Source organism: Pseudomonas sp. SK3(2021) (assembly GCF_016772375.1).
Classification (GTDB): domain Bacteria; phylum Pseudomonadota; class Gammaproteobacteria; order Pseudomonadales; family Pseudomonadaceae; genus Aquipseudomonas; species Aquipseudomonas chlororaphis_I.
Window position 1 is genome coordinate 6177835 of sequence record NZ_CP061943.1, and the last position, 13843, is coordinate 6191677.

13 protein-coding genes are annotated in these 13843 nt (G+C 64.1%); 6 read left to right on the forward strand and 7 right to left on the reverse strand.

What is annotated here, in order from left to right:
• Positions 1 to 827 precede the first annotated feature (827 nt).
• The 6 genes from etfB to IF690_RS27530 all read right to left on the reverse strand — a co-directional run bounded on the left by etfB (position 828) and on the right by IF690_RS27530 (position 8670).
• A complete protein-coding gene (etfB, locus tag IF690_RS27505) occupies positions 828 to 1598 on the reverse strand; it encodes an electron transfer flavoprotein subunit beta (protein ID WP_009051233.1) in 771 nt (256 codons plus the stop codon).
• A gap of 15 nt (positions 1599 to 1613) precedes the next feature.
• The gene (etfA, locus tag IF690_RS27510) at positions 1614 to 2834 is read right to left on the reverse strand and encodes an electron transfer flavoprotein subunit alpha (RefSeq protein ID WP_009051234.1); all 1221 of its coding nucleotides are present in this window, start codon (positions 2832 to 2834) and stop codon (positions 1614 to 1616) included.
• The gene (dgcB, locus tag IF690_RS27515; protein ID WP_202698180.1) at positions 2834 to 4783 is read right to left on the reverse strand and encodes a dimethylglycine demethylation protein DgcB; all 1950 of its coding nucleotides are present in this window, start codon (positions 4781 to 4783) and stop codon (positions 2834 to 2836) included. Before dgcB ends, etfA begins: the two co-directional genes overlap by 1 nt.
• A gap of 140 nt (positions 4784 to 4923) precedes the next feature.
• Positions 4924 to 6984: a dimethylglycine demethylation protein DgcA gene (dgcA, locus tag IF690_RS27520; protein ID WP_023969199.1), complete on the reverse strand. Its 2061-nt coding sequence runs from the start codon at positions 6982 to 6984 to the stop codon at positions 4924 to 4926.
• A 15-nt stretch (positions 6985 to 6999) separates the two neighbouring features.
• Positions 7000 to 7530 (reverse strand): DUF5943 domain-containing protein, encoded by a 531-nt coding sequence (locus tag IF690_RS27525; protein ID WP_003228980.1) that lies wholly within the window; start codon positions 7528 to 7530, stop codon positions 7000 to 7002.
• A 162-nt stretch (positions 7531 to 7692) separates the two neighbouring features.
• Positions 7693 to 8670, reverse strand: coding sequence for a dipeptidase (locus IF690_RS27530; protein WP_007926352.1), 978 nt, complete (start codon positions 8668 to 8670; stop codon positions 7693 to 7695).
• A 227-nt stretch (positions 8671 to 8897) separates the two neighbouring features.
• Here IF690_RS27530 and IF690_RS27535 point away from each other — a divergent pair, with 227 nt between their 5' ends.
• From IF690_RS27535 to IF690_RS27550, 4 genes are all read left to right on the forward strand, one after another.
• The gene (locus tag IF690_RS27535) at positions 8898 to 9299 is read left to right on the forward strand and encodes a lysozyme inhibitor LprI family protein (protein WP_023969200.1); all 402 of its coding nucleotides are present in this window, start codon (positions 8898 to 8900) and stop codon (positions 9297 to 9299) included.
• A 244-nt stretch (positions 9300 to 9543) separates the two neighbouring features.
• The gene (locus IF690_RS27540; protein WP_202698181.1) at positions 9544 to 9798 is read left to right on the forward strand and encodes a type II toxin-antitoxin system RelE family toxin; all 255 of its coding nucleotides are present in this window, start codon (positions 9544 to 9546) and stop codon (positions 9796 to 9798) included.
• Positions 9737 to 10105 carry a helix-turn-helix domain-containing protein gene (locus IF690_RS27545; protein ID WP_202698182.1) on the forward strand — a complete coding sequence of 123 codons (369 nt, stop codon included), beginning with the start codon at positions 9737 to 9739 and terminating at the stop codon, positions 10103 to 10105. The genes IF690_RS27540 and IF690_RS27545 overlap by 62 nt, the downstream gene beginning before the upstream one ends.
• Before the next feature lie 33 nt (positions 10106 to 10138).
• Positions 10139 to 10555, forward strand: a complete 417-nt coding sequence (locus IF690_RS27550) for a DUF3010 family protein (protein ID WP_009051240.1) — start codon at positions 10139 to 10141, stop codon at positions 10553 to 10555.
• A gap of 115 nt (positions 10556 to 10670) precedes the next feature.
• Here IF690_RS27550 and IF690_RS27555 read toward each other — a convergent pair whose 3' ends face one another.
• Positions 10671 to 11618 (reverse strand): GlxA family transcriptional regulator, encoded by a 948-nt coding sequence (locus IF690_RS27555; RefSeq protein WP_053281211.1) that lies wholly within the window; start codon positions 11616 to 11618, stop codon positions 10671 to 10673.
• Positions 11619 to 11811: 193 nt separating this feature from the next.
• On the opposite strand from IF690_RS27555, the gene choX reads away from it, so the two are divergent.
• Together choX and cdhC are read left to right on the forward strand one after the other, a co-directional pair.
• On the forward strand, positions 11812 to 12756 hold the full coding sequence (choX, locus tag IF690_RS27560) for a choline ABC transporter substrate-binding protein (protein WP_202698183.1): 945 nt from the start codon (positions 11812 to 11814) through the stop codon (positions 12754 to 12756).
• Between the two features lie 73 nt (positions 12757 to 12829).
• Entirely contained in the window at positions 12830 to 13717 is an 888-nt protein-coding gene (gene cdhC, locus IF690_RS27565) for a 3-dehydrocarnitine:acetyl-CoA trimethylamine transferase CdhC (protein ID WP_023969205.1), read from the forward strand.
• Positions 13718 to 13843 lie beyond the last annotated feature (126 nt).

A 13843-nucleotide genomic window follows, 5' to 3' on the forward strand; every position in this document is an offset into this window, starting at 1 on the left:
AACCCTGGCTCGGCGTTTTTCGGGCGCCCCGCCGGTAACGGACGAGCGCCGCCGCACGACTGTACAAAAATTGACCTTCAATCGCCGGGGCGCCACTGGGTGAGGCTTCCAGAGGTCCGCGAACAAGTTATCCACATCTCCACCCACAGCAAATGTGGGCAACTCGGCTTTCAGCCGACGGATTCAGTGGCAGAACCTGAAGAAAATCCGTGACTTATCCAGAAAGGCCTTTTCCACAAGGTCTTGATCATTTTTTGAACAAAGCTATGAACACCACGTATTTAAAGGCCTACAGACGAAGGCGAACACCTTATCCACAGAAGCGCCAACAGACTTTGGGGGCAACTTCGCAGTGAAAGGCTTCGGGCTGTGGAAAACCGCCGAATACCGCGAAATATCGAGGTTTCAGTGCTACCTACAGGGCAAAACCCCGGGATTGACTGTTTTTTGATCAGCCCTCTGAAAGCCGCTGTTTATAAGGCTCTCAGCGGATAGCGAACATCTTATCCACAAAGAGGCCAACAGACTTTGGGGGCAACTCGGCAGCGGCAGAGGAGCGGGGGAATGCCTTATTCACAGAAAAACCTTCGGAAAAACCTCGACTTAGCTTGATCGTTTTTCGTACAACGCGCTGCAGCACTTGATTGGCGAGGCCTGCAAAGAGGGACCAACATCTTATCCACAGAGGCGCGCACAGGGATTGTGGGTAAACCTGGATGTGCGGTGTCTGGGGGATTGATCGCGAGCAAGCTCGCTCCTACAAGAGGGCGGGAATCCCATGCAGGAGCGAGCTTGCTCGCGATAGCGGTAATCCGGCCAGCCAGGCCCTAACGGACCACGCCTTCTTCGATCAGCAGCTTGAGGATGGCCTCGGCCCCGGCTTCGGCGCTGACGCCCTTGAGCACCTGGCCGCCACCACCGCTGGCCTTGGCGGTCGCGGCTTTCATGCGGTCGGCGCCGCTCTTGGCCTTGATCACTTTCAGGCGCTTGGGCCGGGGCTTGGCCGGTTGCAGGGTGGCGCTGGTGAATAGCTCATCGTCGAGCACTTCCACCTGCCGCGCCTGTAGCACCCCACGCCGGGCCGGGCCGTAGGCGCTCTGCCGCGGCTTGGGCGCAGCGTTATCCACAGTGGCGAGGAACGGCAGGCGCACCTTCAGCCGACGGCGCTGGCCGCGCGGCAGGGCTTGCAGCACCAGGGCCACGCCACTGTCGATGGACTCCACTTGGGCCAGGCCCACCACCAGCGGCCAGCCGAGGTTTTCCGCCAGCAGGAACGGCAGCATGCCCGAGCCTTCGCCGGTTTCCGCCTGGCTGCCGGTGAGCACCACTTGCGCCCCGGCATCGCGCAGATAATCGGTCAGCGCCGGCAGCGCATCGGCACCGGCCGACTGCTCCAGCACGTGCATCTGTTCCAGGCCCATGCCCAGGTACGCGCGCAGGGCCGGTTCGGCGATATCGCCGGCGTGCAGCACTTGCAGCCTGTCCCCGGCCAGTTGCAGCCCCAGCTCGACCGCCCGCGCATCCTGCTCGGCGCGTCGTGGCCGGCCGGAAGTCGGGTGGGCGCCGATGGACACCAGGCTGATCACATTAGTACTCATAACCCTATCCTTCCCTTAAGCCGCATCGCGCTTGGCGCCGTTGCGGTAGGCCTCTACCGCCGCGATCAAGGCTTGAAGAAGCTCGGCGCTTTCGCCAATCACCGACAGGTCGGCGCGTTTGATCATGTCGCAGCCCGGATCGAGGTTGATCGCCACCACCTTGTCGCAGGCACCGATGCCCTGCAGGTGCTGGATCGCCCCGGAAATTCCCACCGCCACGTACACCCGGGCGGTGACCCAGGTGCCCGAGGCGCCGACCTGGCGGTCGCGGGCCATGAAACCGTCGTCCACCGCCACTCGCGACGCGCCTTCGGTGGCGCCCAGGGCCGCGGCGGTCCTGTGGAAAAGCTCCCAGTCCTTGACCCCGTTGCCGCCGGAGAAAATGAATTCGGCCTCGGCCATGGGAATCGCCGCCGGGTCCACCGCCACCGCACCCAGGTCTTCGATCCGCGCCAGGCTGCGCGCCACCGTTGTGGATAACTCCACCGGCAGGGCTTCGTGGCGGGTTTCGCTGACCGGTTCCGCGCATTCGGCGGCGGCCAGGATCAAGCGCGCCAGCGGCCGGGCCAGGTCCTGCAAGCCGGCACCGGCGCGGCCAATGCACTGCTCGTCCTTGACCTGCCAGACCCGCGTGGCCGGGCGCTCGCCCAGGGCCGCGGCAAAGCGCCGGCCCAGCTCGCCGCCACCGGTGCGGCTATCGGGCAGCAACCAGTGACGCGGGCTGAACTGGTTATCCACAGCCCGCAGGCCCTGGACCCGTTGTTCCGGTGCATAACCGCTGAATTCGTTGCCTTCCAGCACCAGCAGGCGGTCGACGCCGGCCGTGGCGAAGGCGTTTTCCTTGTGCTCGCCGAACACCACCGCCAGCACCGCGCCGTCCTTGCCGGCCAGCTGATGGGCCAGGCCCAGCAGGTCGCGGTCGTGGCTGCTCAGGCGGCCGCCGACCATATCCGGCACCACGCTGATGTAGAACGCCGGCTGCGCCACCTGATGCAGCGGCAGCTGGACTTCGACCGCGGCGCTGCGCTTGACCGCCCCGCCCTGCTGGGCGCCGCTGCGGTCGATGCGCTTGATGCCGTTGGGGCCGATGAAACCGACCCCGTGGGGGTTCTTGCGGATGATGCCGTTGGGGCCCATCCAGCTGTGCTGCGCCGGCTGCATGGCCGCGTGCAGCGGGTGCAGGCGGTTACGGGCGATCCATTCGGCCCGCGGGTCGCGGCGGATAATGTCGCTCATCAGTGGGCCTCCGCAGGTTCACGTTTGGCCGGGGTCGCCGGCTTGCCGGGCGCGGCGTCTTCCAGCAAGGCGTCGGCCACCAGTTCGGCGATGTCCTTGATCAGCGGTCGTGGTTCGACCACGCCTTCGAGCATCGCGGTGCATTGTGGACAACCCACGGCCACCAGCTCGGCGCCGGTTTCGCGGATGTCGTCCATGCGCATGTCGGGGATCCGCTGCTTGCCCGGGATGTCGGTGATCGGCGCGCCGCCGCCGCCACCGCAGCAGCGCGAGCGGAAACCGGAGCGTTGCATTTCCTTGACCTCGATCCCCAGCGCCCGCAGCACTTCACGCGGCGCTTCGTACTCGCCGTTGTAGCGGCCCAGGTAGCACGGGTCGTGATAGGTCACGCTGTTGCCCTTGTGCTGGCCCAGGTTCAGGGCCCCTGCGGTAATCAGCTCGGCCATGTAGGTGCTGTGGTGCTGCACCACGTACTCGCCGCCCAGGGCGCCGTATTCGTTTTTCAGCACATGGAAACTGTGGGGGTCGCAGGTGACGATGCGCTTGAAGCTGTACTTGGCCAGGGTCTGGATATTGCGCTTGGCCAGCAGCTGGAAGGTCGCCTCGTCGCCCAGGCGCCGGGCCACGTCGCCGCTGTCGCGTTCTTCCAGGCCCAGCACCGCAAAGTCGACCTTGGCCGCTTTCAGCACTTTGACGAAGGCGCGCAGGGTGCGCTGGTTGCGCATGTCGAACGCACCGTCGCCGACCCAGAACAGCACATCGGTGGTTTTCTTCTCGCCGAGCAGCGCCAGGTTGAGGTCCGCCGCCCAGTTCATCCGCCCGCCCGGGGCAAAACCGCCCGGGTTGTCGGTGGCGATCAGGTTTTCCAGGACTTCGGCGCCCTTGTTCGGGGTGGCGCCCTTTTCCAGGGTCAGGTGACGGCGCATGTCGACGATGGCATCGACGTGCTCGATCATCATCGGGCATTCCTCGACGCAGGCGCGGCACGTGGTGCAGGACCACAGGGTCTCGGCGTCCACCAGGCCGTTGACGATCGGCTGGTGCGGATTGCCGCGGTGTTCGCCGACCGGTTTACCTGGATAAGGGCTGCCGGCGAATTTGGCATCGGTGCCGCCGGCGAGGCCGACGACCATGTCCTGAATCAGTTTTTTCGGGTTCAGCGGCTGGCCGGCGGCAAAGGCCGGGCACGCCGCTTCGCACTTACCGCATTGCACGCAGGCGTCGAAACCGAGCAACTGGTTCCAGGTGAAATCCTTGGGCTTTTCCACGCCCAGCGGCGCGTTCGGGTCTTCCAGGTCCAGCGGCTTGAGGCCGGTGGAACGGCCGCCCCCGAAGCGTTCGGCGCGGCGGTGCCAGGCCAGGTGCAGGGCACCGGCGAAGGCGTGCTTCATCGGGCCGCCCCAGGTCATGCCGAAGAACAGCTCGGACACGCCCCACAACACGCCGATGCCGAGGATCACTGCCAATACCCAGCCACCGAAGTTTTCCGGGAGGATCCCGGCCACCGGCAGGGTCACCAGGAAGAACGACGCCGAGAACGCCAGCAGGCTTTTCGGCAGGCGCATCCACGGACCCTTCGACAGGCGCGCCGGCGGGTTGCGGCGGCGCAGGTAGACGAAGATCGCGCCGACGAACATCACCGCCGACATCAGCAACAAGGCGTAGCCGAGGATGCGGTTATGCAGGCCGAAACCGTGCACCAGGATCGCCAGCACGATGGACGCCACCGCGCCACCGGCCGTGGCCACGTGGGTGTTGGCAATGTATTTGTCCCGTGCCACCACATGGTGCAGGTCGACCATGTAGCGCTTGGGCATGGCCAGCAGGCCACCGATCAGATCGACCTTGGACGCACGGCCGCGGCGCCACATGGCCACCCGCCGCAACGCGCCCAGCACCGCAAGGGCCAGGGCTGCGAACAACAGGATGGGAAGAAGGGTGTTCAACATGGTGAAGCTCCCAAAGACCAGCTCGGTCGTTGTAGCCGCTGCCGCAGGCTGCGATGAAGTGCGCAGGACTTCCCTGCGAACTCAAGAGCACGACTGCTTCGCAGTCGATCGCAGCCTTCGGCAGCGGCTACAGGTATGGCTTAGAAATCCTTGCAGATCCGCAGGGCGTCATAGATGGCCGCGTGGGTGTTGCGCTGCGCCACGCAGTCACCGATGCGGAACAGCAGATAACCGTCGCCTGCCTGGCTCAACGAAGGCTGCGGCTTGATCGCGAACAGCGCTTCGACGTCGACCTGGCCCTTGTTGCGCGAACCTTCCTTGAGCGCGTAGTAGATCGCTTCGTCAGGCCGCACGCCGTTCTCCACCACCACCTGGTCGACCACCCGTTCCTCTTTGGCGCCGGTGTATTCGTTCTCCAGCACCGCCACCAGCTTGTCGCCTTCGCGGTAGACCTTTTCCAGCATCATGTCGCCGGTCATGATCACTTCTTTGGGGTACATGCTGCGGTAGTAGGTCGGGAACGACGTACCGCCGATGGCCACGCCCGGCTTGATGTCGTCGGTGACGATCTCGACCTGGCTGCCCTTGTCGGCGAGGAAGTCGGCCACCGACATGCCGGTGAACTCACAGATGGTGTCGTAGACCAGCACGTTCTTGCCCGGCGCGACCTTGCCGTCGAGCACGTCCCAGCTGCTGACCACCAGCCCTTCGGCAGCGCCCCAGTGTTCGTTCTGCTCGAGGAACGGATGCCCGCCGACGGCCAGCACCACGATGTCCGGACGCAGGTCCATGATGGTCTCGGCATCCGCCGCCACGCCCAGGCGCAAATCGACTTTCAGGCGTGCCAGCTCCAATTGGAACCAGCGGGTGATACCGGCGATCTGGTCACGCTGCGGTGCTTTCGCCGCCGTGGTGATCTGCCCGCCGATGAACTCCTTCTTCTCGAACAGGGTCACGTCGTGGCCACGTTCGGCCGCCACCCGCGCCGACTCCATGCCGGCAGGGCCGGCACCGACCACCACCACCTTGCGTTTCGGCCCGGTGGATTTCTCGATGATGTGCGGCACGCCCATGTATTCACGGGAGGTCGCGGCGTTCTGGATGCACAGCACGTCCAGGCCCTGGTACTGGCGGTCGATGCAGTAGTTGGCGCCCACGCACTGCTTGATCTGGTCGATCTGGCCCATCTTGATCTTGGCGATCAGGTGCGGGTCGGCAATGTGCGCGCGGGTCATGCCGACCATGTCGACATAGCCGCCTTCCAGGATACGGGTAGCCTGGTTCGGGTCCTTGATGTTCTGCGCATGCAGTACCGGGACCTTGACCACTTCCTTGATGCCGGCGGCCAGGTGCAGGAACGGCTCCGGTGGATAACTCATGTTCGGAATCACGTTGGCCAGGGTGTTGTGGGTGTCGCAACCCGAACCCACGACGCCGATGAAATCGAGCATGCCGGTGTCGTCGTAATACTTGGCGATCTGCTTCATGTCCTCGTGGGACAGGCCGTCCGGGTGGAACTCGTCACCGCAGATACGCATGCCCACGCAGAAATCGTCGCCGACTTCGGCGCGTACCGCCTTGAGCACTTCCAGGCCGAACTTCATCCGGCCTTCGAAGCTGCCGCCCCATTCGTCGGTGCGCTTGTTGACCCGCGGGCTCCAGAACTGGTCGATCATGTGCTGGTGCACGGCGGACAGCTCGACGCCGTCCAGGCCGCCGGCCTTGGCCCGGCGCGCGGCCTGGGCGTAGTTGCCGATCACCCGCCAGATCTCTTCCGGCTCGATGGTCTTGCAAGTGGCGCGGTGCACCGGTTCACGGATGCCCGACGGCGACATCAGGGTCGGCCAGTTGAAACCGTCCCAACGCGAGCGGCGGCCCATGTGGGTAATCTGGATCATGATCTTGGCGCCATGCTTGTGCATGGCGTCGGCCAGGTTCTGGAAGTGCGGAATGATGCGGTCGGTGGACAGGTTCACCGAGCTCCACCATTCCTGCGGGCTGTCGATGGCCACCACGGACGAGCCGCCACAGATCGCCAGGCCGATACCGCCCTTGGCTTTCTCTTCGTAATACTTCACGTAGCGGTCGGTGGTCATGCCGCCATCGGTGGCGTAGACCTCGGCGTGCGCGGTGCTGAGCACCCGGTTGCGGATGGTCAGTTTGCCGATCTGGATCGGCTGGAACATCGCTTCGAAAGCCATTTTTCTTAACTCCGCTTACAACGGCTTGACGGTGAACAGGCCATCGTCGTGGCCTTCTTCGGAACCGCCGTAGACCTGTTCGGCGACGGTGCGGATCTTGCTGCCACGGGCGGCCAGGATCTGGTCCATGGCGCCGGCGAACCAGCCGGTGAACATGTAGTCGACCTTGCGCCCGACCTTGCCGTACACATAGACGAAGGCCGAGTGTTCGAGCTTGACGCTGGCGGTGCCCTTGTCGAGGTCGATGTCCTGGATCTTGAACAGGCCCCAGCCGCGCTGCGACAGGCGCTTCATGTAGTGCTCGAACACCGCGACGCCTTCCAGGCCGTGGCATTCGGCTTCTTTTTCGCACCAGTGCCAGGCGGACTTGTAGCCGGCCTTGTAGAGGATCTCGGCATAGGCCTCGGCGCCCAGCACTTCCTCGATGCCCATGTGGTTGTTGACGAAGAAGTGACGCGGCACGTACAGCATCGGCAGGGCGTCGGAGGTCCAGACACCGGTTTCGCTGTCGACTTCGATGGGCAGTTGCGGGGCGATCTTGGCCATGGGTAAAAACTCCAGAATTCTTTGGATTGGTGCATCTGTAGCCGCTGCCGAAGGCTTCGATAAGGCTCGAAGAGCCTTCCGAGGACCGCAAGAGCGCGTCTCCTTCGGAGCCGATCGCAGCCTTCGGCAGCGGCTACAGGTGTGTGCAGTGGAAGGTTGGCGTTATTCGCCCCAGACGTCCTTGAGGACGTTGACCCAGTTCTCGCCCATGATCTTGCGCACCACACGCTCGGAGTGACCGCGCTTGAGCAGGGTCTCGGTGAGGTTGGGGAACTCGCCCACGGTGCGGATGCCCAGCGGGTTGATGATCTTGCCGAAGTTGGTCAGGCGACGGGCGTAGCCCTTGTCGTGCGTCAGGTATTCGAAGAAGTCCTGGCCATGGCCCTGGGTGAAGTCGGTGCCGATGCCGATGGCGTCTTCGCCGACGATGTTCATGGTGTATTCGATGGCTTCGGCGTAGTCGTCGATGGTCGAATCGATGCCCTTGGCCAGGAACGGCGCGAACATGGTCACGCCGACGAAACCGCCGTGGTCGGCGATGAACTTCAGTTCTTCATCGGACTTGTTGCGCGGGTGCTCCTTGAGGCCCGACGGCAGGCAGTGGGAGTAGCAGACCGGTTTCTTCGATTCGAGGATGACTTCCTCGCTGGTCTTGGAGCCGACGTGGGACAGGTCGCACATGACGCCGACGCGGTTCATCTCGGCGACGATCTCGCGACCGAAGCCCGACAGGCCGCCGTCGCGCTCGTAGCAACCGGTGCCCACCAGGTTCTGGGTGTTGTAGCACATCTGCACGATACCCACGCCCAGCTGCTTGAACACTTCGACGTAGCCGATCTGATCCTCGTAGGCGTGGGCATTCTGGAAGCCGAAAAGGATGCCGGTCTTGCCCAGCTCCTTGGCCTTGCGGATGTCGGCGGTGGTGCGTACCGGCATCACCAGGTCGCTGTTCTCGCGGATCAGCTTCTGGCTGGAGGCGATGTTGTTGACCGTGGCCTGGAAGCCCTCCCACACCGACACGGTGCAGTTGGCCGCGGTCAGGCCGCCCTTGCGCATGTCTTCGAACAGCTCACGGTTCCACTTGGCAATGATCAGCCCGTCGATAACGATGCTGTCGGCGTGCAATTCGGCTGGGCTCATCAGGCAGTCCCCTTATTGGCAATTCATGCGCCGAATCGTCTGCCGGCGCTTTGGGGTCAGCATATGCCTCGGTGCCCGGGCAGCCGGGTGCAAAAACGACAGGGGAATTGCCGAAAGCGTCAATCCGCGACAAAGGGTCTGCCGGGCGTCCCTTGCCCCATCTGTTCTTTGTCATGCGCATGGGCCAGAATCCGCCGCATCACTGGATTAGAGGGGGCTGCGACGCAATGAAATCGATCTTCCTGGCTTTGGCACTGCTGGCGACTGGCGCACAGGCGGCTGAAGAGGCCGACAACTCCCCGTGCGACAGCGTCGAACAGGACCAACAGACTCTGGAATGCGCCACGTTCAACAAAACCACCGCCGAGCAACTGCTGAGCGACAACCTGCAGGGCCTGCTCGAACGCCTGGGCACACTGTACGGCAGCGACAAGGCGCAGCTGGCCGACATCACCGCCAAGGTCCGGAACGCCCAGCAGCTGTGGCAGAAACAGCGCGACGCCGACTGCGCCATCGACACCTTCCCCGCCAAGCCCGGCAGCAAGGCCTACGCCATTGCCCAGGCCGATTGCCTGGCGCGCATGAGCGATGAGCGCTCGGAGTTTCTGGAGTCGATCGGGCAGGAATAGGCCCGACCGATGCCTCTGCGGCAACCGTCATGGCGTCATCGCCAGCAATCGAGCGTCGACCGGCTGCTCCTCCAGGCGTTGCACCATACCTGTAGGAGCGAGCTTGCTCGCGAAAATCCCCTGGCCTCCTCCTCTCCCCCCGCTGTAACAAGCCATGAGCAATACCCGGACAAGGTTCTCGCCTTGGCCCGTAGGTGAATATAAGCAAAGATTGCTTAATCTTATAAAAGGCTTATATTCGTTCATGAACAGCATCCTGTGGACCCGTAAGGCCGTCAAACAACTGCTGCGGTTGCACAGCGCCCATCAGGTACAGATCCGCGATGCGGTGACCTTGCTCGGCGACATGCCTGATACCGGCAACGTCAAGGCACTCAGCGGCCACACCAATGCCGACCGCCTGCGAGTGGGCAACTATCGAATCCTGTTCGACTGGGATGGCGCTATCCGAGTGGTCAGTATTCAAGAGGTCAAGAAACGTGACGAACGCACCTACTGACATCCAGATCATCAAGGGCACGGACGGCAAGCCGGCGTTCGTGGTGATCCCCTATGCGCAATATGTCGCGCAACAGCATGAGCCGGACCTGATCCCCCATGACGTGGTCAGCCGCATGGTCGACGGCGCCACGCCAATCCGCGCCTGGCGCGAGCACCTGCACCTGACCCAGGACGAGGTCGCCAGGCGCCTGGGCATTTCCCAGCCGGCCTTCGCCCAGCAGGAAAGCGTCGCCAAGCCCCGGCGCGCCACCCGCGCGAAGATCGCCGCGGCCTTTGGCATTCGCGCCGACCAGCTGGAACTGTAAGCTGCACGCCATTCATCGAGAAAAGGTTTTCCCATGAGCATCTGCGGCATCGAAATCAAAGGCAGCGAAGCCATCTTCGCCTTGGCCACCCTGCAAGACGGCACGGCGCAACACCTGGCCAACGCCTGCAAGAAAATCGCCCTGGACGACGATGACGAAGCGGCCAACGTCAAAGCCTTCGCCACCCAGGTCGCCGCCTTCGTCCGCGACAACGGCATCAGCCGCATCGCCATCAAGAAACGCAGTAAAAAAGGCGAATTCGCCGGCGGCCCGACCACCTTCAAGATCGAAGGCGTGTTCCAGTTGCTGGACAACTGCGAGGTGACCCTGCTGTCGCCGCAGACCATCAATGCGCAGAACAAAAAGCACAATTTCGACCTGCCGGCGACGCTGAACAAGTATCAGCATGAGGCGTACAAGACCGCCTGTGCGGCGTTGCTGAAAAAATAACCCTGTCTCTTGTAGGAGCAGGGGGACGCCCAGTCCTTGCTCGCGATACAGGCAACGCGCTGTGTCAGACAGACCGCCATCGCGGGCAAGCTTCGCGCCTGCAGAACCGGGCAGCTCAGGCCTTCAGGCTTTGACGCCGATCTTCCCGCGGGCACTGGGCAAAACGCGCGCGATAGCTGCGGGTGAAATACGAGGGTGATTCGAAACCGCAGGCGATGCTGACTTCCAGCACGCTCATGTCGGTCTGGCGCAGCAGTTGCCGGGCCTTTTCCAGGCGCAGCCCCAGGTAGAAGTTGCTCGGGGTGTCGTTCAGGTGCAGGCGGAACAGGCGCTCGAGCTGGCGCCGGGTGACCTTGATCGATTCGGCCAGTTGCAAGGTGCTCAGGGGCGGTTCGCTGTGCTGCTCCATCTCGCCGATCACCTGCACCAGCTTCTTGTTGCGGATGCCGTAGCGGGTGGCGACTTCCATGCGCTGGTGGTCCTTGCGCGGGCGGATGCGCCCGAGCACGAACTGTTCGCTAACCTGGATCGCCAGCTCCGGGCCGTGGGCCTGGCCGATCAGGTCGAGCATCATGTCGATGGACGCGGTGCCGCCGGCCGAGGTGATGCGCCGCCGGTCGATCTCGAACAGCTCCTGGGTCACGCTGAGCTGGGGATAGGACTCCTTGAACGCCTCGATCGCTTCCCAGTGCAGGGTCACGCGGTGGCCTTCGAGCAGCCCGGCTTCGGCCAGGACCACGCTGCCGGTGTCGATGCCGCCCAGGGTCACGCCCTCCACATCCAGGCGCCGCAACCAGTGCACCAGCGCCGGGGTGAGGAACTTCAGCGGCTCGAAGCCGGCCACCACCAGCAGGGTCGCGCCCTTCTTCAACGGTTCCAGCGCCGCATCGGCGTTGACCGACATGCCGTTGCTCGCCAATACCGCACCGCCATCGGCGCTCAGCACATGCCAGCGATACAGCTCGCCGCGAAAGCGGTTGGCCACGCGCAGCGGCTCGATGGCCGAGATGAACCCGATGGCCGAGAAGCCCGGCATCAGCAAGAAATAGAAATCCTGGGACATGGAACGCACTCGGATGACGGGCAGCGTGGTCACTGTGATACGCCGTTTCCACGCCAGGTTCAAGACGAAGGTCGCCGCAGTGCAAGAGCCGGTCGCCGCTGTGCGTTTTCAGCGCCCGCCGGCTGCGTAACGTGGCATCACCGGCGCACATAGACGCCGGGCCCCACAATAACGACCTGCCGAGGAAACCTTCATGAAACGACTGATCAGCAGTTGCGTCCTTGCACTCAGCGGTACCGTCTTTCTCAGCTCCGGCGCCATGGCCGCCGACGCCGCCAGCTGCCAGAACGTGCGCCTCGGCGTGGTCAACTGGACCGATGTGATCGCCACCAGCGCCATGGCCCAGGTGCTGCTCGACGGCCTCGGCTACAAGACCAAGCAGACCAGCGCCTCGCAGCAGATCATTTTCGCCGGCATCCGCGACCAGCGCCTGGACCTGTTCCTCGGCTACTGGAACCCGCTGATGACCCAGACCATCACCCCGTTCGTCGACGCCAAGCAGGTCAAGATGCTGGCCGAGCCCAGCCTCAAGGATGCCCGCGCCACCCTCGCCGTGCCCACCTACCTGGCGGACAAGGGCCTGAAGACCTTCGCCGACATCGCCAGATTCGAGAAGGAGCTGGGCGGCAAGATCTACGGCATCGAGCCCGGCTCGGGCGCCAATACCCAGATCAAGGCGATGATCACCAAGAACCAGTTCGGCCTGGGTAAATTCCAGTTGGTCGAATCCAGCGAGGCCGGCATGCTGGCGGCGGTGGATCGCGCCGTGCGACGCAAGGAAGCCGTGGTGTTCTTCGGCTGGGCGCCGCACCCGATGAACGTCAACGTGCAGATGACCTACCTCACCGGCAGCGACGACGCCCTGGGCCCGAACGAAGGCATGGCCACGGTGTGGACCGTCACCGCGCCGACCTACGCCGAACAGTGCCCGAACGTCAGCCGGCTGCTGAGCAACCTGACCTTCAGCGCCGAGGACGAGAGCCGCATGATGCAGCCGCTGCTCGACCACAAGGACGCCCTGGAGTCGGCCAGGCAATGGCTCGCCGACCATCCGCAGGACAAGGCGCGCTGGCTCGAAGGGGTCACCACCTTCGACGGCAAGCCGGCCGCCGACCACCTGAAACTGACCAGCCAATAACCACCCCTGACGCCCTCTGCGCAGCGCCAAACGGCTGCGCAGCGACTCACCACGCCTGTAAGGAACCCGCACCATGAACCACGACGTCATCATCACCTGCGCACTCACCGGTGCTGGCGACACGACCGCCAAGAGCCCCCACGTGCCGGTCACCCCGAAACAGATTGCCGCCGCCGCGGTGGAGGCGGCCAAGGCCGGCGCCACCGTGGTCCACTGCCACGTGCGCAACCCGCAAACCGGCAAGTTCAGCCGCGACGTCGCGCTGTACCGGGAAGTGATGGAGCGTATCCGCGAGGCGGACGTCGACATCATCGTCAACCTCACCGCCGGGATGGGCGGCGACCTGGAGATCGGTGCCGGCGAGAACCCGATGGAGTTCGGCCCCAATACCGACCTGGTCGGCCCGCTGACCCGCCTGGCCCATGTCGAGGAACTGCTGCCGGAAATCTGCACCCTGGACTGCGGCACCCTGAACTTCGGCGACGGCGACACCATTTACGTGTCCACCCCGGCGCAACTGCGCGCCGGCGCCAAGCGCATCCAGGAACTGGGGGTGAAGGCCGAGCTGGAAATCTTCGACACCGGCCACCTGTGGTTCGCCAAGCAGATGATCAAGGAAGGCCTGCTGGACGACCCGTTGTTCCAGCTGTGCCTGGGCATTCCCTGGGGCGCGCCGGCCGACACCACCACCATGAAGGCCATGGTCGACAACCTGCCGGCGGGCGCGACCTGGGCCGGCTTCGGTATCGGCCGCATGCAGATGCCGATGGCCGCGCAGGCGGTGTTGCTGGGCGGCAACGTGCGGGTCGGCCTGGAGGACAACCTGTGGCTGGACAAGGGCGTGCTGGCGACCAACGGCCAGCTGGTGGAACGCGCCAGCGAGATCCTCAGCCGCCTCGGCGCCCGCGTCCTGACCCCGGCCGAGGGCCGGGCCAAGATGGGCCTGAGCAAGCGCGGCTGACCCCCTTCATCTGCAGGAGCGAGCCTGCTCGCGAAAAATGGCTGCATCCGATGCAACTTCTGCGTCTGGAGGATCGCCATCGCGAGCAAGCTCGCTCCTACAGGAAGATCGTGAATTCATTTCAGG